Origin of the sequence: Tenacibaculum bernardetii, assembly GCF_029125915.1 — a bacterium.
In the GTDB taxonomy this organism is placed as follows: Bacteria; Bacteroidota; Bacteroidia; order Flavobacteriales; family Flavobacteriaceae; genus Polaribacter; species Polaribacter bernardetii.
The window spans coordinates 39879-62064 of record NZ_JAQJCU010000002.1 but is presented as its reverse complement, the minus strand read 5'-3'; the positions used below and the strand labels follow the sequence as shown (position 1 = coordinate 62064).

Here is a 22186-nt window from a genome sequence, read left to right as displayed (position 1 = left end):
AAAATAGTTTTAATTTTTACACAAATCATCTAGATAGTTGTTCATGCGTATTTGAAACAACGTTCCCTTAAGTAAATCATCTATTTGAGATAATTCTACCATTGATACAGCCATGCTTACTTTGTTAGAGGGTGTTTGTAATAAAATAGATTTGCAATTTTCTCCTTCGATGCAGGTAGGGCAATTTTTTTGACTTTTTGAATCAACTACTTTCTCTAAAAAACTTTCAATTTCGTTTTCATTTAAATGAAAGCCTGTATCTCGAAATATAATCTGAATTAAATTAGTACTTGTGTCTTTCCAGCAAAATGAAACACCAATTTTGTTGTCGTATATTTTAATAATATTTTCCATATTCAATCGTATTATGGAAACAAATATATAATTTATTTAGAATAATTCTAAATAAATTATTTTAAATCTTTTAGCATTAATTGAATTGTAGTATTACCGTTCCAAGTATTTTCATCTAATGCATAAACAATATCAAATTCATTCTGAACAACAGCTAATTTTTTACCTAAATTAAAACCAATAGCATTGTATGTTCTTTTATCTGAACCGTAAATAATATTTAGTTTTAAATGTGTTTTATCTGCTCCAACTTGTTTTCCGTAGCCATTATCTCTAACTGATGAGGTTGAAAAAGTAGGTTTCATATTTAACGGACCAAAAGGCGCCATTTGCTGTAATATTCTATAAAATTTTGGAGAAATTTCAGATAAATCTAATTCAGCATCGATACTAATTTCAGGAATCAATAAATCTTTATCGATAGTTGCTGCAACTACTTCTTCAAATTTATTTTTAAAACCTTCATATTGTTCGGGCAATAAAGTTAAGCCCGCGGCATATTTATGGCCACCAAATTGTTCAATAAACTCCGCACATTGTTCTAGCGCATTATATACATCAAACCCTTTTACCGATCTAGCAGAAGCAGCTAATTTATCGCCACTTTTAGTAAAAACTAAGGTTGGTCTGTAATAAGTTTCTATTAAGCGAGAAGCTACAATCCCGATAACACCTTTGTGCCAACTTTCATCAAAAACAACAGAAGTAAATTTTTCAGTTTCTTCGTTTTTTTCAATTTGAAGTAAGGCTTCTTGCGTAATTTTTTTATCGAGTTCTTTTCTGTCTGAATTGTATTTTTCTATAGAGGAGGCAAAATCAACAGCAGCCTCAAAATCCATTTCAGTTAAGAGTTCAACAGCATGATTACCGTGCTTCATTCTACCCGCAGCATTTATCCGCGGAGCGATAATAAAAACAACATCGGTAATGGTTAATACTTTTTTATCTAATTGATGAATAATTGCTTTAATTCCGTTTCTTGGCTGCGAATTAATTACCTGCAAACCCCAATAAGCTAGCGTTCTGTTTTCGCCCGTCATCGGAACGATATCTGCTGCAATTGCGGTGGCTACCAAATCTAAATAACCTACTAAATCATCAATAGTTTGATTTCTTTTTGATGCCAATGCTTGAATCAATTTAAAACCAACTCCGCAACCACATAATTCATCATACGGATACGAACAATCTACTTGCTTCGGATTTAAAATGGCAACAGCTTTTGGAAGTTCTACTCCTGGTTTATGGTGATCACAAATAATAAAATCGATATTTTTTTTAGACGCATACGCAACCTTATCGATAGCTTTTATTCCGCAATCTAAAGCAATAATTAACGAGAAATCATTGTCTTGTGCAAAGTCAATTCCCATGTAGGAAACACCATAACCTTCGGCGTATCTATCGGGAATATAAGTGGCAATATTTGGGTGAATTGTTTTTAAATAAGACGACATTAAAGAAACGGCAGTGGTTCCGTCAACATCATAATCGCCAAAAACTAAAATATTTTCGTTGTTGGCAATTGCTTTTTCAATTCGTTCAACCGCTATTTGCATGTCTTTCATTAAGAACGGATCGTGTAAATCGTTTAATGAAGGTCTAAAAAACTGTTTTGCTTTATCAAAAGTGTCAATATTTCGTTGCACAAGAATTTTAGCCAAAGTTTTATCGACAGATAATTCTTTAGCTAATTGATTTACTTTTTTAGAATCGGGTGCTGGTTTTAAAGTCCAACGCATATTTTTAATTTAAAACGAAAGGATTACATGAATTAATCCTCAGTTGTTTATTGTAAGTATTTGATTATGAAATAAATTCAGAATCACGTAAAGATTATAAATTAAAGCGAATATTTATTGCTTATGAAAGTGATTTGTAGTTTTTATCTCCGCAAATTTTCTAAACATTTCCATAACACCACAATATTTATCTACTGATAATTTTACTGCTTTATTAATTTTTTCTTCATCTAAATCTGTTCCGTAAAAATGATAATCAACCGAAACTTTATTATAATACTTAGGATGTTCTTCTGTTAACTCGCCAGTAACGTCCATTTTAAAATCGGCGACAGAAGTTCTCATTTTATTTAGTAAAGAAACTACATCTAAGCCAGAGCAACCTGCTAACGAAGATAACATCATTGCCTTTGGTCCTAAACCAGAATTGTTTCCTCCGTTTTCTTCAGAAGTATCAATTAAAACTTTGTGTCCGCTTGGATTATCAGTTTCGAATTGCATATTTTCTTTCCAAACTGTTGTAACTGTATGTGATGCCATAATTTGATTATTTTTTTGTTTATTGCGTATGCAAATTTAAAAAAGAAGCAACGAGATGTTGCGCTCTTTTACAAAACTACAGTAAAAAATCATCAAAAAATAAAACATATGCCATTAGTAACACCATTATCTGCCGATCATGATAAAGAAACAAAAGAATTAGCCGAATTTTTTAATGAAACACTTGGGTTTTGTCCGAATTCGGTTTTAACAATGCAAAGACGTCCTGCCATTTCAAAAGCTTTTATCAACTTAAATAAAGCAGTTATGGCAAATGAAGGCAAGGTAACATCAGCTTTAAAAAGAATGATTGCTTGGGTTTCTAGTAACGCTACAGGTTGTAGGTATTGCCAAGCGCATGCTATTAGAGCTGCTGAACGTTACGGGGCAGAACAAGAGCAGTTAGATAATATTTGGGAATATAAAACACACACTGCTTTTTCTGAAGCAGAACGAGCTGCGTTAGATTTTTCATTAGCTGCTTCTATGGTTCCGAATATGGTTGATGATAAGATAAAAACCGAATTGTATAAATATTGGGATGAAGGAGAGATTGTAGAAATGTTAGGTGTTATTTCTCTCTTCGGATATTTAAATAGGTGGAACGACTCTATGGGAACTTCGATCGAAGAAGGAGCCGTAGAAAGCGGAGATCAATATTTAGGAAAACATGGTTGGGAAAAAGGGAAACACATTTAAAATAAAAAAATCCGGTAAATTTAATTTTACCGGATTTTTTGTATTTGTAATTAGCTGTTATTTGTTTTTTAGCAAATCTCTAATTTCGCCTAATAAATCTTCCTGACTCGGTCCTTTTGGAGCAGCAGGAGTTGGTTCTTCCTTCTTTTTCATTGCGTTTATCGCTTTTACCACCATAAACATTACAAAAGCTACGATAATAAAGTCGATAACATTGGTTAGAAACTCACCATATAAAATAGCAACTTGACCTGTTATTTTTCCGGCTTCGTCTGCTATACCTTCTTTAGCAATGTATTTTAAATCTTTAAAATCGGCATTAAATAATAAGCCAATTAAAGGAGATACTATACCGCCAGTAAAAGAAGTTACTACTTGTTTAAAAGCTGCACCCATAACAAAACCAACAGCAATGTCGACTAAGTTACCTTTCATTGCAAACTCTTTAAATTCTTTAAGCATTCCCATATTTTTGAGTTTTAATAGTTAATTGAGTGGAAAAGTAAATAAAATTTAGCTTTTAACCAATCTTTTTATACGTTGAGATATTGCTGTAAGTATTTCATACGAAATGGTTTCGCACTTATGAGCAATATATTGAATGTGTTTTTGATGGTTAAAAATAATAACTTCATCACCTTCTTTACAGTCAATTTTTGTAACATCAACCATAATCATATCCATACAAACATTTCCGATGATAGGAGCAGGTTGATTATTGATAAATACAAAGCCTTCTTTATTTCCTAGTTTTCGCGAAATACCATCTGCATGTCCGATAGGAATAGTTGCGCTACGAGTTAGTTTACTAGCAACAAAAGCCCTACTGTAACCAACAGTTTCACCAGGCTGAACTATATGTATTTGCGATATAATAGATTTTAAGGTATGGGTATTTTTTAATTGAGAAGTTTCATATTCGTTGTTTCCAAAACCATACAAGCCGATGCCTATACGAACCATATCAAACTGAGCTTGTGGGTAATTAACAACGCCAGAAGTGTTTAGGATATGAATCATAGGTTTGTAACCTAAATGCTGATATATTTCTTTTATAATATAAGCAAAGTTGTTTATTTGCCCAATTGTAAAATCTTGCTCATTGGCATCTTCACTCGCGGCTAAATGAGAAAAAATTGATGCAACTTTTATATTGTTAGATTTTTTTAATTGAGTAATAAGCATCGGAGTATCGGTGTGCCAAAAACCTAATCTGTTTAAACCTGTGTTAAATTTAATGTGAATAGGGTAATTCATTAGTGGCTTTTTATCCGCTAATTGTAAAAAAGCTTCTAATATTTTAAAGTTATACAGGTTTGGTTCTAGTCGGTATTTTGCAATATCCTCTAAATTCTGAATCTGTGGATGTAAAACTAAAATAGGTGTTTTAATACCAGCATCACGTAAAATAATTCCTTCGTTAGAATAAGCAACCGCAAAATAATCTATTTTATCTTGAAGTGTTTTTGCTATCTCTGTAGCTTCACTACCGTAACCAAAAGCTTTTACAACAGCTAAAATTTTGGTTTTTGGATTTAATTTTTGCTTAAAATAAGCAAGATTATGATGCACAGACGCTGCATCAATTTCTAAAACAGTAACATGATTATTCATCCGATAGGTTTTCTTTCTTTTTGTTTTGCACTTGCATTGCTTTGTAATAGGCGGCTCTACTTAATGGTTCGTATTCTTGGGTTTCGCCAAGTAAAACCAAATCGTCATTTAACGCTTTTCTATAGCTATAGTGAGCTAAGTTACCTGTATGAGTACAAACGGCATGTACTTTTGTTACATATTCGGCAGTTGCCATTAGTGCAGGCATCGGTCCGAAAGGGTTTCCTTTAAAATCCATATCTAAGCCAGCAACAATAACTCGCACGCCTCTGTTGGCTAAATCGTTACAAACAGCAACGATTTCATCGTCGAAAAACTGTGCTTCATCAATACCAACAACATCAACATTATTAGCTAATATTCTAATATTTGATGAGGACGGAACTGGTGTTGATCTAATTTTGGTGGCATTATGAGATACCACTTCTTCATCATCGTAACGAGTATCTACTGAGGGTTTAAAAATCTCTACGCGTTGCTTTGCAAATTGCGCACGTTTAAGTCTGCGAATTAATTCTTCGGTTTTACCCGAAAACATTGAGCCGCAAATTACCTCAATCCAACCAAATTGTTCTGTATGATTTACTGTATTTTCAAGAAACATTTTGTAATTTTAAGCGCTATTATTGATTTTTGTGTTACTTTCGACTAAGCAACAAATTTATTAAAATTTAACAGCAAAAATTAAAATCAAAGAACAACTTATGCACAAAAAACTAGCATCAGATTTAACCAGTTTAGCACACAGCATTTTACGAATGAAAAATAAAGATGATGTGTTTGAGTTAAAACAGAAGGCTCATGAGGTTTATGAAAAACTTTCGGTTTTAGCATATGTAGAAGAATATATAAATAATACCCATAATCCTTTAAAGACAAAAGAAGAATTATTAAGTGATATTTTGTTGGCAGAAGAAAAGAAAAGCAAAGAAAGTAACGCTGAAGATTCTTTTAAAACAACAAATAAAGTTATACACCAACTAGAAGAAGAGGCTGAAGAAAAAATTACAGAAGTAGAAGTCGTCGCTGAAGTTACAAGCGAACCTGTTGCAGAAATAGTAGAGGTTGTTGAAGTTACTGAAATTGAATCTGTTAAAGAGGTCGTTGAAATTACCAAGGTTGAAGCTGTTGAGGAAGTTACTGTAGAAATTGAAGAGGAAATAATAAGTTTAGAAGAGGTAAAAGAGATTGTAGAACAACCTTTTGATGAGATTGAGAATTTATTATTTACAGAAGAAGAGATAGTTGAAGATGATGAAGAAGAGATTAAAGATGTGAAAAAAGGCACTCTTGAAGATGAGTTAGAAGGAACAATTTCAGTTGACGTTATGGCTGATTTATTTGAAAAAGTTGATTTAAGAAAGTCATTAAATGATCAACTGCAAAATACTATTCAAATAGATTTAAACGATAGAATTGTTTTTGTAAAGCATTTGTTTGATGGAAATCAAAGTGATTTTAATAGAGTAGTTTCTCAGTTAAATACATTTAAAACAGAGAAAGAGGCTAAAAAATTCATTAATAAAATGATTAAACCAGATTATGATTGGTCTAATAAAGAAGAATACGAAGCGCGCCTATTTTCAATAATTGAAAGAAGATTTGTTTAAAATGAATTCAGACCTAATAGTTATATATACGCATTTTGGAATGAAGTGTTCAAAAAAAAATGATTTACTAAGAAAAATGTAAAAAATGAAAAGTGTTAAGATTGTAATAGGTGTGTTTTTGTTAGTCATTTTTGGTAGTTGTAAATCAACTTACAATACACAAATGTTTAGCGATAAAAATAGTCCTTCAAAGCCAAATTATGAATTAGAAAGCTCATGGGCAGTTTTACCATCTATATACCCAAAAGGTTTTGCTAAATACTTACCTTCTCAAAACACCACTTTAAAAGCAGATGTTTTTTATATATATCCAACTTTAAATACGAGTAAAAAAGATGACCGATGGAATGTTCCTATAACCGATAAAGAACAGAATGATAAAGTGTTAAACAAAGTTGTTTTATATCAGGTTTCAGCCTTTGCAACATCTGGGCAAATGTATGTGCCTTTTTATAGACAAGCACATTACCGGTCTTTTAATAAAAAGCATAAAAAAGGAGGCAATAAGGCTTTAGGTTTAGCGTATGAAGATGTGAAAAATGCTTTTCAAGTATATTTAAAAAAGTATAACAATGATCGACCTATTATAATTGCAGGTCATAGTCAGGGTTCTAGGCACGCAATTCGATTATTAAAAGATTTTTTTGATGAAAAGCCACTCCGAAACAGGTTAGTAGCAGCTTATATTCCTGGGATGCGCGTAGCACCTAATGAGTTTAAGACAATTAAGCCGATGAATTCTCCAGAAGAAATAGGAGGTTTTGTTTCTTGGAATACTTTTAAGAAAGGGAACTTCCCTAAAAATAAAGATTGGTATAAAGGAAGCGTAACAACTAATCCAATAACTTGGGATGCATCTAAAACTACAACGTTAAATCAACATAAAGGTTTCTTGTATAGCAATGGTAATTTGTATTGTCAAGCATTAAAAATTGAAATTACAGACGGTTTAGTTTGGTCTACAAATCCTAAATTTCCATTGCGTTTTTTTATGTCATTTCTTAAGAATTATCACGCAGGAGATATTAATTTGTTTTGGTTAGATGTAAAAAAGAATAGCGAATTAAGAGTGCAAAATTGGCTAGATACTAACGAATAAATATATTAAGTGTTTTAGCTTTTGTTTTTTATGGAACAATAAAACGCATCGTAATTTATAAAACTGAGTCTTTTTCTCCTGATAGCGGTATATTTAAGTAGATAATTCTTTCTGTTTACGTGAAGTATTTTGAAGAAGAAGATATTTGCGTGTTAATGAATAACTTACTATCTTTGCAGCAAATTTATTAATTAGATGGATGGAAGGGGACGAGAGTCCCCTCTTTTTATACCTCAGGATGAATCAAGAAAAAGTAAAAGAATTATTACAGGAAGCTTTGCAAGAGAACGAATCGTTATATTTAATCGATTTGCAATTTTTAGCGAACAGTAAAATAAAAGTGATTGTTGATGGTGATTCAGGAGTACCTTTAAATGAATGTATGCGTATTAGTAGAAAAATAGAGCATAATTTAGATAGAGAAGAAGAAGATTTTTCTTTAGAGGTTACAACACCAGATATTGCACATGCGCTTACAGTGAAGCGTCAGTATAAAAAGAATATTAGTAGAATTCTAAAAGTTAAAACAGCAACTGAAGAATTTGAAGGAACGTTAACCGAAGCAACTGAAGATACTATTACATTGTTTTGGAAAGCGAGAGAACCTAAGCTAATTGGTAAAGGAAAACATACGGTAGAGAAAACAATGGTTTTATCGTATGAAGAGATTAAAGAAGCAAAAGTGAAGATCATATTTTAATAAGAGAATGAAATGGAAAATATTGCGTTAATTGAATCATTTTCAGAGTTTAAAGATAATAAAAGTATAGACAGGGTAACACTAATGTCTATCTTAGAAGAAGTATTTCGTGCAGCATTAAAACGTAGGTTTGGATCTGATGATAACTTTGATATAATTATTAATCCAGATAAAGGGGATTTAGAAATTTGGAGAAACCGTGTAGTAGTTGCTGATGGTTTTTCAGAAGATGATAATGAAGAAATAGAGCTTGCAGAAGCAAGAAGAATTGAGCCAGATTTTGAAATCGGCGAAGATGTATCAGAAGAAGTAAAGTTAATCGATTTAGGAAGACGTGCTATTTTAGCATTACGCCAAAATTTAATTTCTAAAATACACGAGCACGATAGTACAAACATCTTTAAGCAATTTAAAGAGTTAGAAGGTGAAATTTATAGTGCTGAAGTGCACCATATCCGACATAATGCAGTAATTTTGTTAGACGATGAAGGAAACGAAATCGTTTTACCAAAAAGTGAGCAAATTCGTTCAGATTTTTTCAGAAAAGGAGATTCTGTTCGTGGAGTTATAAAGACGGTAGAATTAAGAGGTAATAAACCTGCTATTATATTATCAAGAACTTCACCAGCTTTCTTAGTAAAATTATTTGAACAAGAAATACCAGAAGTTTTTGACGGATTAATTACTATTGAAGGTGTTGCAAGAATACCTGGTGATAAAGCAAAAGTAGCGGTAGATTCTTATGATGATAGAATTGATCCTGTAGGAGCTTGTGTTGGTGTAAAAGGATCTCGTATTCACGGTATTGTTCGTGAATTAGGAAACGAAAACATCGATGTAATCAATTACACTAAAAACGAGCCGTTATTTATAGCAAGAGCATTAAGCCCTGCAAAAGTAACATCGGTAGATATTAAGCCTTACGAGGAAGAGAAAAATGGTAAGAAAGGACGTGTAAGTGTTCTATTAAAGCCAGAAGAAGTATCTAAAGCAATTGGGCGATCAGGAGTAAATATTCGTTTAGCTAGTGAATTAACAGGCTACGAAATAGATGTGCAGCGTGAAGGTTTAGAAGAAGAAGATGTTGAGTTAACAGAGTTTTCTGATGAAATTGAAGCTTGGGTAATTGCAGAATTCAAAAAAATAGGTTTAGATACAGCAAAGAGTGTTCTTGAGAAAGACGTTTCGATGTTAGTACAAAGAACCGATTTAGAAGAAGAAACAATATTAGATGTTCAGAGAGTTTTAAGAGAAGAATTCGAAGAATAAAAGAAAGTAAAGGAAGTCAGTCTCCTGCAAAATTGATGATAATCAATACAAAATCTGACATTAAAAGAAAAAGAACGTAACTATACGAAAGTATAAAGTGTGTTTTTTGAATATAAAGTATAAAATAATTTATGGCTGAAGGCAACAAATTAAGACTCAATAAAGTATTAAGAGAATTAAACATTTCTTTAGATAGAGCTGTAGAACACTTAGCTAAAAGTGGTCATGAAATAGAAGCTCGTCCTACTACTAAAATTTCTGATAAAGAATATCAAATATTATTTGATGGTTTTCAAACAGATAAATCTAAGAAAGTAGCCTCTAAGGAAGTAAGCGAAGAAAAGCGTAAAGAAAAGGAAGCTATTCGTCTACAAGTAGAAGAAGAGCAAGAGAAGAAGAGGGTAGAAGACGAAGCTAAAAAGCAAGAAGTTTTAAAAGCTAAAGCTAAAAAATTAGAGCTTAAAACTGTAGGTAAGATTGATGTGAAAACTGGTAAAGCAGTTGAAGAAAAGCCAGCACCTACAAAAGAAGCTCCGAAAAAGGTTGAAGAAACACCTAAAGAAGAAACTCCTGTTCAAGAAGCTAAAAAGGTTGAGAAATCAACTGAAAAAGTGGTTGAAAAGAAAACTGAAGCACCTACAGCTAAGATTGAAAGAAAAGAGCCAGTAAAAGCAAAGTTTAAAATAGTAAAGGAGGCTCCGAAAAAGGTTGAAGAAAAACCAACTGAAAAAGTAGCAGAGAAAAAAGTGGAAGAAGTGAAAGAAGAGAAACCAGTAGAGGTTACTCCAGAAAACGCTGAGAAACTTAAAACTCAGTATAAAAAACTTGACGGTCCTAGAATTACAGGTCAAAAAATTGACTTAAAGCAATTTGAAAGACCTAAGAAGAAAAAACCAGATGCTAAATCTGACGCTGATAAAAAGAAGCGTAAAAGAATTAGTAAGCCGGGAACTGCAAAACCAGGAACATCAGCAAGACCTTCTACAAGAGGTGGTGGTGTTGGTCGCCCAACAGGAAGAGGTGGTGTTGGTCGTCCAGGAGGAAGAGGAAGACCAGGACAAAGATCGGCAGTTGTTAAAAAAGAAGAACCTACAGAAGCAGAAGTACAAAAACAAGTACGTGAAACTTTAGAAAGACTTCAAGGTAAATCTAAAAAAGGTAAAGGAGCTAAATACCGTAGAAATAAAAGGGATGCACACAGAGAGCATACTGAAGCGGAATTAGAAGCTCAAGCATTAGACAATAAGATCTTAAAAGTAACTGAATTTGTTACTGTAAGTGAAGTTGCTACAATGATGGATGTTCCTGTAACAAACATTATTTCTTCATGTATGATGTTAGGAATGATGGTAACAATGAATCAGCGTTTAGATGCTGAAACATTAGTTATTGTTGCTGAAGAATTTAATCATAAAGTAGAATTTGTTGGCGCTGAGGTAGAAGAATCTATTGAAGAAGTTATAGACAAGCCAGAAGATTTAATAACACGTGCACCAATTATTACGGTAATGGGTCACGTAGATCACGGTAAAACATCATTGTTAGATTACATCCGTAAGGCGAATGTAATTGAAGGTGAATCAGGAGGTATTACTCAGCATATTGGTGCATATTCAGTAAACGTTGGAGATCAACAAATAGCATTTTTAGATACACCAGGTCACGAGGCTTTTACAGCAATGCGTGCGCGTGGAGCTCAAGTAACAGATTTAGTAATTATTGTAGCTGCAGCAGATGATGATGTAATGCCACAAACAAAAGAAGCTATTTCTCATGCTCAGGCAGCAGGTGTGCCAATTATTTTTGCTATTAACAAGATTGATAAACCAAATGCAAATCCAGATAATGTGAAAACACAATTATCGCAGATGAATTTATTGATTGAAGAATGGGGAGGTAATATTCAGTCTCAAGATATTTCAGCTAAAACAGGGGAAGGAATTCCTGAGTTATTAGAAAAGGTATTACTTGAAGCAGAAATTTTAGAATTAAAAGCAAATCCAAATAGAACTGCAACAGGAGCAGTTGTTGAAGCATTACTAGATAAAGGTAGAGGATATGTATCTACAATTTTAGTACAAACAGGTTCATTAAAAATTGGAGATTATATTTTAGCAGGTAAGCATAGTGGTAAAGTAAGAGCTATGTTTGATGATAAAGGAAACAAAGTTTCAGTTGCCGGACCATCTACACCTGTATCAATATTAGGATTAGACGGTGCACCACAAGCAGGTGATAAGTTTAATGTGTTTGAAGATGAGCGTGAAGCAAAACAAATTGCAGCAAAACGTTCTCAATTACAAAGAGAGCAATCTGTAAGAACTCAAAAAACATTAACATTAGCAGAAATTGGTCGTCGTATTGCGTTAGGAGATTTCAAAGAATTAAACATTATCTTAAAAGGAGATGTAGATGGTTCGGTAGAAGCCTTAACAGATTCATTCCAGAAATTATCTACTGAAGAAATTCAAGTAAATATTTTACATAAAGGAGTTGGAGCAATTACAGAATCTGATGTATTATTAGCAACAGCATCTGATGCCATTATTGTAGGATTTAATGTACGTCCGCAAGGAAATGCACGTGTAGTAGCAGATAGAGAAGAAGTAGATATTAGAACATATTCTATTATTTATGATGCTATTAACGATCTTAAAGATGCCATGGAAGGAATGTTATCTCCTGATATGAAAGAAGAAATTCTTGGAAATATTGAAATTAGAGAAGTTTATAAAATTTCTAAAGTTGGTAACATTGCAGGTTGTATGGTAATGAGTGGTAAAATAACAAGAGATTCTAAAATACGTATTATTAGAGACGGAATTGTTGTTCACGATGGTGTATTAACTGCATTAAAACGTTTCAAAGATGATGTTAAAGAAGTAACAAAAGGGTATGATTGTGGTGTTCAAATAAAAGGATACAATGATATTGCTGAAGGAGATGTAATTGAAGCTTATACTGAAATAGCAGTTAAGAAGAAGTTGAAGTAAATTTAAACCTACTATATAATTTTAAAAGACACCTTATTTAAGGTGTCTTTTTTTATATTTACATATGACCTTAAAATTTAATCAAATGAAATATTTAAAAATAATTACACCTTTTTTCATGCTATTAACCATGAGTTGTGCCTCACAAAATATAGATAAGAGTTTTGATAGTATTAAGTATGAAGCTCGAACAAGAGGAAGTATGACATTAATTAATGTTGATGCTAAAGAGGTTTCTTATAAATTACCAAAAAAAGAAGGTGTATATGAGCTTTCTAAGGAACAATTAAGGAGTTTAAATGAGTTGGTAAGTTTAATAAAGCTAACTGAAATAGCTGATTTAAAAGCACCAACCAATAACAGAGCTACTGATATGGCTTTAATAGGTAAAATAGTGATTGTACTAAAAGGTAAGAAATATGTATCATCAAGTTTTGATGCTGGTAACCCGCCTAAAGAATTAAAAAAACTAGAAGATTTATTATACAGTTTGATAAAAAAATAAGCACATAAAAAAAACCGAGCAATTGCTCGGTTTTTTTTATTAAAAATAATAATTATTTTCTAGTCCAACCTGCTCCCCATGTAGCATAATCTGTACCTGTAGCAGCTGCGTTTTCAGTCATAAAGTCTGCTGTCGTAAAAGCAACACCTGTATCATTTTTTACTTTAACAGTAACATCCTCAAATTTTACATCAGTAGCTTTTAAATTACCTTCTGTAACTCCTTTACCAGTTGGGTTATCTGTGTTATCACCATCAAGATCAAACCCTTCAGCAAAACCTACTAATAAAACATTGTTAAATATACCTTGTGTACCAGCTCTTAAACGGATAGCTTCATTTTCAGTACCAGAGCCTAAACCTTCAATAGTTACGTTTGTAACAGTAGGTTTAGAAAAGAAGTTAGTGCTAGATAAGTTTCCTATATCTGTATTATAACCATCACATTCAAATCCTTTATCATGATCAGTTCCGTGCTTTACATAAGCGTTTGTAATAGTTCCTGAATATCCTTCTGTCCAGTCGATAGAATCATCTTCTGCATTTACTACAGAAACATTACTTACGTTTACAGTACCACCAAAGAATTCAACTCCATCATCTTTTCCTTCAAACATTTGAATATATTCTACAGTAGTTGCATTACCGACTCCGTAAAAAGAGAATCCGTTGTTTTCTGAAGACCCATCAGCTTTACCACCAGAATACTCTACTCTTACAAAACTTAATTTTCCAGAGTTATCATCAGCAATATTTCCACCGTAAGGTAAACTTGCAATTTCTGAAGTAGAAGTAGCAGTACCACCAACTACAGAGTTTATAGGAGCCTTTCCTAATAAAATTAAACCACCCCAATCACCGGCATTTGGTGTATTTGCACTTGATGTAAAAATAATTGGTTGACTAGAAGTACCTTCAGCCATTATTTTAGCTCCTTGTGCAATTGCTAAATATACATCAGCACCTGTAGCAGCTGCTTTTATAATTGTACCAGCAGGTATTGTTAATGTTGTACCATCTTCAAAAATTGTTGGTCCTGTTATCGTATAGCTTTTAGAAGCATCTAAAGTTAAATCGTTTGTATAGTTTCCTCTTAATTCTACACTTTCATCTGTTGACGGGTTAGTACCACCGTTGTTGTTGTTTGTTATGCTGTTGTCGTTTATAACGATGTCAGCAGTACCATCCTCACCACATGATGTTAATAATGTAGTTGCAATTGCTAATCCTAATAAAAAATTGTTTTTCATTTTTTTAAAGTTTAATAAGTGTTTTTATTTAGTTGTTAAAATTTGTATTTAAGACCTAAGCCTATATTCGTTCCTCTTTTATATTCAGATAAAATAACATCTCCTATAGAAGTGTTTTCTCTAACTCTTTTTATTGATGGGTCTAATAAGTTTTTAGCTTTTAAGTTTACTTCCCATTTTTCACCAATTTTATTCTTCCAAACAAAATCTAAAGTTGGTACTCCTTTTTCGATAATGTTTCCTAATGCACCAGCTCCTAAAGCGTCTATTCTATCTGAGAAATAAGAGAAAACGATTGAGGTAATTGGCTTGTAGTTTTTAAAACTTATCGGACTATAATTAATATTTGCGTTTATTAAGAATGGAGATGCACCCTGAAGCTCATCACTATCTCTATTAAAGGTTGTGCTGTAGCGAGAAAGACCTGAGATGTTTTGTTTTAAATCTTGTTTTGTGTGCATGTAAGTAAAGTTAAAACCAGTAGAAATTACTGTTTCATCATCTTCATTTTTTATTAAGTTTTTACGTACCTCTAGCTCTACACCTAAAACAGTAGCTTTATCCCCTGTTCTAAAATAACGTTGGTTACCTGCTGCACTATTCGCTATTACAAGGTTTACAGGGTTGTTAATTTGTTTTCCGAATGCAGCGATTGATACTATTTCATCTCTAGAAATAAACCATTCATATTTTAAATCGATATTAAATACTTTGGAAAATGATGGGTCGTCTAATAAATCAGGATTACCACCAACTCTTTGTCCAATACCTTCGTAAATAAAAGGAGCTACTTCTTTAAACTCTGGAACAGATACAGTTTGACTAAAGTTAAAACGTAAGTTTTGATCTTCGTTTAATGCGTATTTAAGGTTTAAACTTGGTAAGAAAAACGTTTCAGAAGCGCTTCTGTAACCAGGGTCATTCGGGTTAATATTAATAACATTATAATTAATATTCTGATTAAAAGACTCAAGCCTTATACCAGGGACAATCACCCATTTTTCTCCTGCGCTTATTTCAGCAGAAACATAACCTGCATGTATTTTTAATTGACCATCATAGGTGTTTTCGTTTAAACCAGGTAAACTAGCAATGTTACCATTTTCATATCCAGGGATGTTTCTAAAAGCATCTAGTTTAAATATTTTACCTGTTTGGTCTTTAAATATTTGGGCATTGTTTATGTTAAAAATAGCATTAAGATTATTAACATCTGTTACTTCAAATTGTTTGTTTAAAATGTCGTAACCATATCTAATATTTTCAAAACTTCTTTCTTTAATTCTTCCGTTATACCCAAAGTTTAAAGCTAGGTTTTCTGAAGTTTTATAGGTTAAGTTTATTCTACTATTTAATTCCTCATCAATAATTTTTTGAAAATAACGTTGGTTATCAAAAGAGTTATTAGTAAAGAAAACGGGGTTTGTATTAGGGTCATTGTCTAGAGAATATTGAAAGTTCTCTAAGCTTATTCTTTTTCTATCTGGTTCGTGAGCAAAAACATTATTGTAACCAATACCCCAGGTTAATTTTAGTTTGTCATCCTCAAATTTATGATCACCGGTTACTTGATTTACAAAAACAAGATCTTGGTTATATTGCACATTCATTTGATAAAAACCTTCATCAGTATTTCTTAAAGCATCTCTGTTTTCACCTAAACCTTTATAACCATAGTAACCAACTTCATCACCAGAATTGTTTAAGAAAAGAGAGGTGAATTTTAATTTATGGTCGCTATTAATTTTATAAAAAGCACTTAACATTGCTGTTGTAGAAGTTGAGTAAGAGTATTCTTGTGCGTTAGGATATTTCTTTTTAAATACATTAGAAAAATCTACAACAGGTCCTTCTCTATATTCAAAATTTCTACTAAATGATGCGGTTCCAAAAAGGCTTAATCTAGATTCGTCATTAAAATCAAAAGATTTACCAGCATTAATACCAATAGAATTGTTAATAGGGCTGCTAGCATTTATAGGATCTACACCATGAGAAAGCACAACTGCATACGGATTGTGTTTAAACCTATTATAATAACCAAAATCACCAGTTCCTTCGCTCTTTTTAAAATCTTGCCCCATTGCTCTAGAGTTTACACCAGAACTAAGATTTACCTCTACAAATCCGTTACCTTTATATTCTTTTGAAGAAACATCGATATTACCTGCAGCAAAATCTCCATAAAAAGTAGAAGAATAAGCTTTACTGATAGATACGTTTTGGATAATATCAGAAGGAAATAAATTTAAATCGATGTTTTTCTTAGCAATGTTGTTTGATGGTAATGATAAACCATTCATTGTGGTATTTAAATAACGATCTCCTAAACCCCGAACATATACATTGCTTGAACCTTCTTGCTTAGAAACTCCAGAAATTTTAGAAACCGCTCCTGCCGCATCAGATATTCCTTTTGATGATAGCTCTTCAGCGCCAATACTTTCTTTAATAACAACGGCCTTTTTTTGTTCAAGTAATAAAGCACTTGCTTTATCTTTACTTGTGCTACCTTTAATTTCAATTTCATCTAAAGCAACACCTTCGTTTGCTCCTAATTGTTGGTTAACGGTTATTGTTTGATTGGCTTTAACAATAATTTGTTTTTCTATGGTTTGATAACCAACAAAACTAAAAACTATTATTTGATTTCCGACAGGAGCATTAAGTGTATACTTACCATCAAAATCTGTAGTTCCTCCAACAGTTGTTCCTTTAATAAAAACATTGGCAAATGGCAATGCTTCATTGTTCATCTCTTTATCTGTAACAAGACCACTAACGGTTCCTTTATCTTGTGAATAAACAAAACTGCAAAGGCCTAAAAGAGCTATTAATATTAAATTTTTCATTCTAATTAACTTACGTTTTAAATACAATGCAAATCTGACGTTATATTGTAAAGCGAATGTTACAGGTAAATTATCCTTGTTTTATTAGAATGTTTCTTAAATGTTAATAAAGGCTTGTTTTGTTACGAGAATATTAACTGTAGATTATGAAAAAACCGAAAAGCTTACATAAGCTTCCCGGTTTCAGTATATTGTATGTGTTAATAGGTTATTTAAATATTTTAAAGCCTAATGTGTAAGTTCTTGGGTTTGCAGGACCATAAATAAAGTTACTATCACGTTCCTTGCCTACGTCGAAATTTGTTTGATAAGCATCAAAAAGGTTTTTAACACCTACAAAAAATTCGATATTACTATCTAACTTTTCTAATTCAAAATTATAGCTTGTTTTAATTCCTAGATTAAAGAAGTTTGGTGATTTAAAATATTCGTCATTCCCTAAGTTTAAATCAGAAGCTAAGTGCAATATATCCATTTTACCTGTATAGACTAAATTTAAAGCGGTTTTAAATTTCTGATTAGGAGTGTATGTTGCTGTTGCATATCCGTAAGTAGTTGGAGTGCGTAAAAATTCTTTTTTCGGATTTAAAGCATCAGAATTATTAATAGCAGTATTGTATTTACTTGATTGATATGTGAAACCAGCGTCAAACTGAAAAATTCCGTCATAGTTTAATCTTGTTTCTAAAGTTATTCCTTTTACAATAGCGCCATCACCATTTTTTTTTTCAAAAACTTCACCAAATTCATCTTCACCTATAGTTTCTAAAAAGAAAGCATCTTTTAAGTTGGTATAAAAGCTTTCAACCGTAAAGCCGTATATATAATGTTCGGTTGGTTGATCGTAATTAAAAGAAACGGTATAACTATTAGAGCGTTCTCTTTTTAAATCATTAGCAAGTTGTACTCTCGATATTCCACCACCTGCAAAAGCAATGTGTAAATCGGTATCAAAAGCTTGTGGTGCTCTAAATCCTGTTCCCCAAGTGGCTCTTATTTGTGTTTTCTCAAAAGGTTTAAAAAGTAAAGAAACTCGTGGACTTGCCACGTTGTTGGTGATTAATTTTTTGGTTCCGTCTCTTTTTAAAGCATCTAATTTATGATGATCGTAACGAACACCTGCAAGTAAATTCCACTTTTCGTTTATTTCCCAATCACTCTGAAAAAAGAATCCGTAGTTTTTAGTAATCTGATCAACAACATATTTATAAGCAACAATTTCGTCATACACATCATCTTGTACAAATTCACCACCAATAGTTAATACATTATTTCCTTGTAAGAAATCTTCTAGTTTATGATTAAACTGAATTCCACCTTGAAACGTAGTAGTTTCTGAATTTCCATAAGGCGGATTTGCCAAATGAACTGTATCTTCTTGAGTTCCTATTTCTGGGCGAATACCTGTGTAATGATCTCTGCCTGTATATTGAGAAGCAAAATAGGTAATTAATGAGCTTTTATCTTCATTAAAATTAATTTGATAATCAATATTACCAACATATACATCATGTGTTCTTTCTTCGGATTGTAATGCAAAATGTGGTGCGTTTTTAATCATTTCGCCACCATAACGATATTCATTCATTTTACTGAAGTTAATTTCTAACTTCTGATTTTCTGTTGGTAAGAAAAACAAATTAGTACCAAATGAGTTGTTTTTTAATTGAGGTAATTCAGAGAAGTTATCGCCATTATGATCGTAAATTTCTCGAGCTCTATTATTTATGAAAAAAGAAATTCCAGCATTTTTAGCATCATTAACAACGGTTGCATTACCAGCAATGATATGATCTGAAGCGCCTTTAAAATTTTGATAAGTGTATTGAATACTATAATCGTCTTTTTTAGGAACATTAGTAATCACATTAACAGTACCTCCAATAGCGCTCGATCCGTATAATGCAGAGCCGCCACCGCGAACAACTTCAATACGATCTATCATATTGGTAGGTATTTGCTCTAAACCATATAAACCGGTTAGTGGACTAAAAATTGGTCGTCCATTTATTAATATTTGAGAATAACCACCTGCCAAACCGTTCATACGTAATTGCGTGTAATTACAAGTTTGGCAGTCAGTTTCTACACGTAAGCCGGTCTGAAATTTTAAACCTTCAGATAAGTTGCATGCTTGTACGTCTGCTAAAGTTTCACTGTTAATTACGTTTACAATTACAGAATTTTTAGTACTTCGCCTATCCGTTCTTGTTCCTGTTACAGTAACTTGATCTAAAATCTCAGCAGTTTCAGTTAAAATAAAATCTACTTTTTTTTCTTCTGATGATTTTAAGTTGATGTTTTTTCTTTCTGATAAAAACCCAATAGAAGAAGCAATTAAAACAAATTTACTTTTTGATGTTTCTATCGTGTAATTTCCGTTTTCATCAGTTGTTGTTCCAATGTTTGTTCCTTTTACGAGAATGTTTACAAAAGGGATTGTCTCTCCCTTTAGGTTGGTTGTTTTTCCTGTAATTATTTGTGCTTTTATAAAGGTGGTTGCAAATAGAATAATTAAAAAAACAGCATTTTTCATGGGTACTTTATTTATTATTTTTCTACAAAGGTAAAATAATTTTTAGATAAGACTAAAAATTATTTTATATAAATGAAAATTTATATATTTGTAAAGTCAAAAAAATACAATGTTTAGTCAGTCAGAAGAAAATTATATAAAAACCATTTATCACCTAGCAGCAATATCTGATAAAGGAATTAGCACAAATGCTATTGCTAAGCGGTTAAAAACAAAAGCTTCTTCGGTAACAGATATGATTAAAAAGCTATCTGATAAAGAAGTGGTTGTTTATAAAAAGTATCAAGGTGTTACGTTAACCGAGCTCGGAAAAAAAACTGCGGCTAGCATTATTCGTAAACATCGATTGTGGGAGGTTTTTTTGGTAGAAAAACTTAATTTTTCTTGGGATGAAGTGCATGAAGTAGCTGAGCAATTAGAGCATATAAAATCGCCAAAACTAATAGACGAGTTAGATGCTTTTTTAGGGCATCCTAAAAGAGATCCACATGGAGATCCAATTCCTGATAAAGACGGAAATTTACCGCAAATAAAAAAAAGCTTGTTAGCTACACTGCAAAAAAACGAAAAAGGAGTTTGTGTAGGTGTTAACGATACTTCTTCTGAGTTTTTACGTTTTTTAGACAAGCAAGAAATCGGATTAGGACTCAATATACAAGTGTTAGACAAAGAACCTTTTGATGATTCTTTTTTAGTGAAAATCAACGAGAAAGAAATGACGATTTCAAATAAAGTAGCAAACAATATTTATATACAAAAAAATTAAGATGAAAAGAATAGCATTATTATTTGTAATCTTATTAGCAGTAAGTTGTGGTAAAAAAGCAAAAAACGAAAACGGTAAATTAAAAGTAGTTACAACCACTACGATGATTACCGATTTAGTAAAAAATATTGGAGGCGATAAATTAGAGGTTAAAGGTTTAATGGGTGCAGGAGTAGATCCGCATTTGTATAAAGCTAGTGAAGGTGATGTTTCAAAATTATTTAATGCTGATGTTGTTATTTATAACGGATTACATTTAGAAGGGAAATTAGAAGAGGTTTTTGAGAAAATGCAACATCAAAATAAAAAAACGGTTGTTGTTTCTGATGTAATTAATAAGAAGAACTTGATAAGCTCAGCGTTATTCGCTTCAAATTACGATCCTCATATTTGGTTTGATCTTAATAACTGGAGGAAGATAACATCGTATGTAACAGAAAAATTAGCAGCAATTGATGCCAAAAATGCTGCTTTTTATCAGCAAAACGCGAAAGAATATTTAAATAAACTAGTAGCTTTAAACAAAGAGGTTGAAAGTAAAATAAATGAATTGCCAATAGAGAAAAGAATTTTGGTAACTGCACACGACGCTTTTAATTATTTCGGAAATCAGCATCAGTTTAATGTTGTAGGCTTACAAGGATTATCAACAGCAACAGAAGCTGGTGTTCAGGATGTTCAGAAGTTAGCAAAATTTATCATAGCAAATAATGTAAAAGCAATTTTTGTAGAAAGTTCTGTTCCAAAACGAACTATTGAGGCTTTACAGGAAGCTGTAAAATCTAAAGGACAAGAGGTTGTAATTGGCGGAACATTATATTCTGATGCATTAGGAAATGCAGGAACAGAAGAAGGAACTTATATAGGTATGTATAAAGCAAACGTGAATACCATTGTTAACGCATTAAAATAATATGGAAACAAAATACGCAGTGACGGTAGATGATTTAACAGTTGCTTATAATTACAAGCCAGTACTTTGGGATATTGATTTAGCCATTCCTGAAGGAGTTTTAATGGCGATTGTTGGGCCAAATGGCGCAGGAAAATCTACCTTAATAAAATCTATTTTAGGAATTATAAATCCCATTGCAGGAAGTGTTTCTATTTATGGGAAACCATATGATAAACAACGAAAATTAGTTGCTTATGTTCCGCAAAAAGGAAGTGTAGATTGGGATTTCCCTACCACAGCTTTAGATGTTGTTATGATGGGAACCTATGGAAGTTTAGGTTGGATAAAACGCCCAGGGAAATCACAGAAAAAAACAGCATTAGAAGCACTAGAAAAAGTGGGGATGTTAGCTTTTAAAAGTAGGCAAATCTCTCAGCTTTCAGGCGGTCAACAACAACGTGTTTTTTTAGCCAGAGCATTGGCACAAGACGCATCCATCTATTTTATGGATGAACCTTTTCAGGGAGTAGATGCAACTACAGAAATCACCATTATCAATATTTTAAAAGAATTACGAAAAGCAGGAAAAACAGTGGTTGTAGTGCATCACGATTTGCAAACCGTTCCTGAATATTTCGATTGGGTAACTTTTTTAAATGTAAAGAAGATTGCAACAGGTCCTGTAAAAGAAATTTTTAACGATGATAATCTAACGAAAACTTACGGAATTAACTATAAAGTAAGTGTACAGCAATAAGTTTTT

General features: G+C 32.3%; 19 protein-coding genes. 10 read left to right on the top strand and 9 right to left on the bottom strand.

Translation table 11 applies throughout. The annotated features are described in order from the left end of the window. Window positions 1–9: 9 nt before the first annotated feature. The 3 genes from P2G10_RS01970 to P2G10_RS01960 all read right to left on the bottom strand — a co-directional run bounded on the left by P2G10_RS01970 (window position 10) and on the right by P2G10_RS01960 (window position 2636). Entirely contained in the window at window positions 10–354 is a 345-nt protein-coding gene (locus P2G10_RS01970) for a hypothetical protein (RefSeq protein ID WP_275315005.1), read from the bottom strand. A gap of 56 nt (window positions 355–410) precedes the next feature. Continuing rightward, window positions 411–2096, bottom strand: coding sequence for a single-stranded-DNA-specific exonuclease RecJ (gene recJ, locus P2G10_RS01965; RefSeq protein ID WP_275315004.1), 1686 nt, complete (start codon window positions 2094–2096; stop codon window positions 411–413). 114 nt (window positions 2097–2210) lie between these two features. After that, window positions 2211–2636, bottom strand: a complete 426-nt coding sequence (locus tag P2G10_RS01960; protein ID WP_275315003.1) for an OsmC family protein — start codon at window positions 2634–2636, stop codon at window positions 2211–2213. A 108-nt stretch (window positions 2637–2744) separates the two neighbouring features. Between P2G10_RS01960 and P2G10_RS01955 the strand changes: the two genes are divergently transcribed. Continuing rightward, the gene (locus P2G10_RS01955) at window positions 2745–3335 is read left to right on the top strand and encodes a carboxymuconolactone decarboxylase family protein (protein WP_275315002.1); all 591 of its coding nucleotides are present in this window, start codon (window positions 2745–2747) and stop codon (window positions 3333–3335) included. 57 nt (window positions 3336–3392) lie between these two features. On the opposite strand, the gene mscL is transcribed toward P2G10_RS01955, so the two are convergent. From mscL to P2G10_RS01940, 3 genes are read right to left on the bottom strand one after another with little or no spacing between them, the layout of a single operon-like run. Continuing rightward, a complete protein-coding gene (gene mscL, locus P2G10_RS01950) occupies window positions 3393–3803 on the bottom strand; it encodes a large-conductance mechanosensitive channel protein MscL (RefSeq protein WP_275315001.1) in 411 nt (136 codons plus the stop codon). 45 nt (window positions 3804–3848) lie between these two features. Next, complete coding sequence (gene alr, locus P2G10_RS01945) at window positions 3849–4949, bottom strand: alanine racemase (RefSeq protein ID WP_218771651.1); 1101 nt, start codon at window positions 4947–4949, stop codon at window positions 3849–3851. Further along, window positions 4942–5553 carry a thymidine kinase gene (locus tag P2G10_RS01940; RefSeq protein WP_275315000.1) on the bottom strand — a complete coding sequence of 204 codons (612 nt, stop codon included), beginning with the start codon at window positions 5551–5553 and terminating at the stop codon, window positions 4942–4944. The genes alr and P2G10_RS01940 overlap by 8 nt, the downstream gene beginning before the upstream one ends. 100 nt (window positions 5554–5653) lie before the next feature. Between P2G10_RS01940 and P2G10_RS01935 the strand changes: the two genes are divergently transcribed. The 6 genes from P2G10_RS01935 (at window position 5654) to P2G10_RS01910 (ending at window position 13125) form a co-directional block, all read left to right on the top strand. Next, window positions 5654–6559, top strand: a complete 906-nt coding sequence (locus P2G10_RS01935; protein ID WP_275314999.1) for a hypothetical protein — start codon at window positions 5654–5656, stop codon at window positions 6557–6559. 85 nt (window positions 6560–6644) lie between these two features. Further along, complete coding sequence (locus tag P2G10_RS01930; protein WP_275314998.1) at window positions 6645–7658, top strand: DUF3089 domain-containing protein; 1014 nt, start codon at window positions 6645–6647, stop codon at window positions 7656–7658. Between the two features lie 238 nt (window positions 7659–7896). Next, window positions 7897–8358 (top strand): ribosome assembly cofactor RimP, encoded by a 462-nt coding sequence (rimP, locus tag P2G10_RS01925; RefSeq protein ID WP_275314997.1) that lies wholly within the window; start codon window positions 7897–7899, stop codon window positions 8356–8358. 12 nt (window positions 8359–8370) lie between these two features. After that, window positions 8371–9627 (top strand): transcription termination factor NusA, encoded by a 1257-nt coding sequence (gene nusA / locus P2G10_RS01920; protein WP_275314996.1) that lies wholly within the window; start codon window positions 8371–8373, stop codon window positions 9625–9627. Window positions 9628–9758: 131 nt separating this feature from the next. Further along, a complete protein-coding gene (gene infB / locus P2G10_RS01915; protein WP_275314995.1) occupies window positions 9759–12620 on the top strand; it encodes a translation initiation factor IF-2 in 2862 nt (953 codons plus the stop codon). Between the two features lie 85 nt (window positions 12621–12705). After that, a complete protein-coding gene (locus tag P2G10_RS01910; RefSeq protein ID WP_275314994.1) occupies window positions 12706–13125 on the top strand; it encodes a hypothetical protein in 420 nt (139 codons plus the stop codon). A gap of 52 nt (window positions 13126–13177) precedes the next feature. On the opposite strand, the gene P2G10_RS01905 is transcribed toward P2G10_RS01910, so the two are convergent. The 3 genes from P2G10_RS01905 to P2G10_RS01895 all read right to left on the bottom strand — a co-directional run bounded on the left by P2G10_RS01905 (window position 13178) and on the right by P2G10_RS01895 (window position 19762). Further along, a complete protein-coding gene (locus tag P2G10_RS01905) occupies window positions 13178–14374 on the bottom strand; it encodes a multidrug transporter (RefSeq protein ID WP_275314993.1) in 1197 nt (398 codons plus the stop codon). A gap of 35 nt (window positions 14375–14409) precedes the next feature. Next, window positions 14410–17226, bottom strand: a complete 2817-nt coding sequence (locus P2G10_RS01900; RefSeq protein ID WP_218771642.1) for a TonB-dependent receptor — start codon at window positions 17224–17226, stop codon at window positions 14410–14412. A gap of 208 nt (window positions 17227–17434) precedes the next feature. After that, window positions 17435–19762 carry a TonB-dependent receptor gene (locus P2G10_RS01895; RefSeq protein ID WP_275314991.1) on the bottom strand — a complete coding sequence of 776 codons (2328 nt, stop codon included), beginning with the start codon at window positions 19760–19762 and terminating at the stop codon, window positions 17435–17437. A gap of 109 nt (window positions 19763–19871) precedes the next feature. Between P2G10_RS01895 and P2G10_RS01890 the strand changes: the two genes are divergently transcribed. Genes P2G10_RS01890 through P2G10_RS01880 form a run of 3 tightly spaced genes read left to right on the top strand, consistent with a single transcriptional unit; the run spans window position 19872 to window position 22180 of the window. Beyond that, on the top strand, window positions 19872–20528 hold the full coding sequence (locus P2G10_RS01890; RefSeq protein ID WP_218771640.1) for a metal-dependent transcriptional regulator: 657 nt from the start codon (window positions 19872–19874) through the stop codon (window positions 20526–20528). Between the two features lies 1 nt (window position 20529). Then, complete coding sequence (locus P2G10_RS01885; RefSeq protein ID WP_275314989.1) at window positions 20530–21441, top strand: metal ABC transporter solute-binding protein, Zn/Mn family; 912 nt, start codon at window positions 20530–20532, stop codon at window positions 21439–21441. Window position 21442: 1 nt separating this feature from the next. Beyond that, window positions 21443–22180: a metal ABC transporter ATP-binding protein gene (locus P2G10_RS01880; RefSeq protein ID WP_218771638.1), complete on the top strand. Its 738-nt coding sequence runs from the start codon at window positions 21443–21445 to the stop codon at window positions 22178–22180. The last annotated feature ends 6 nt before the right edge of the window (window positions 22181–22186 follow it).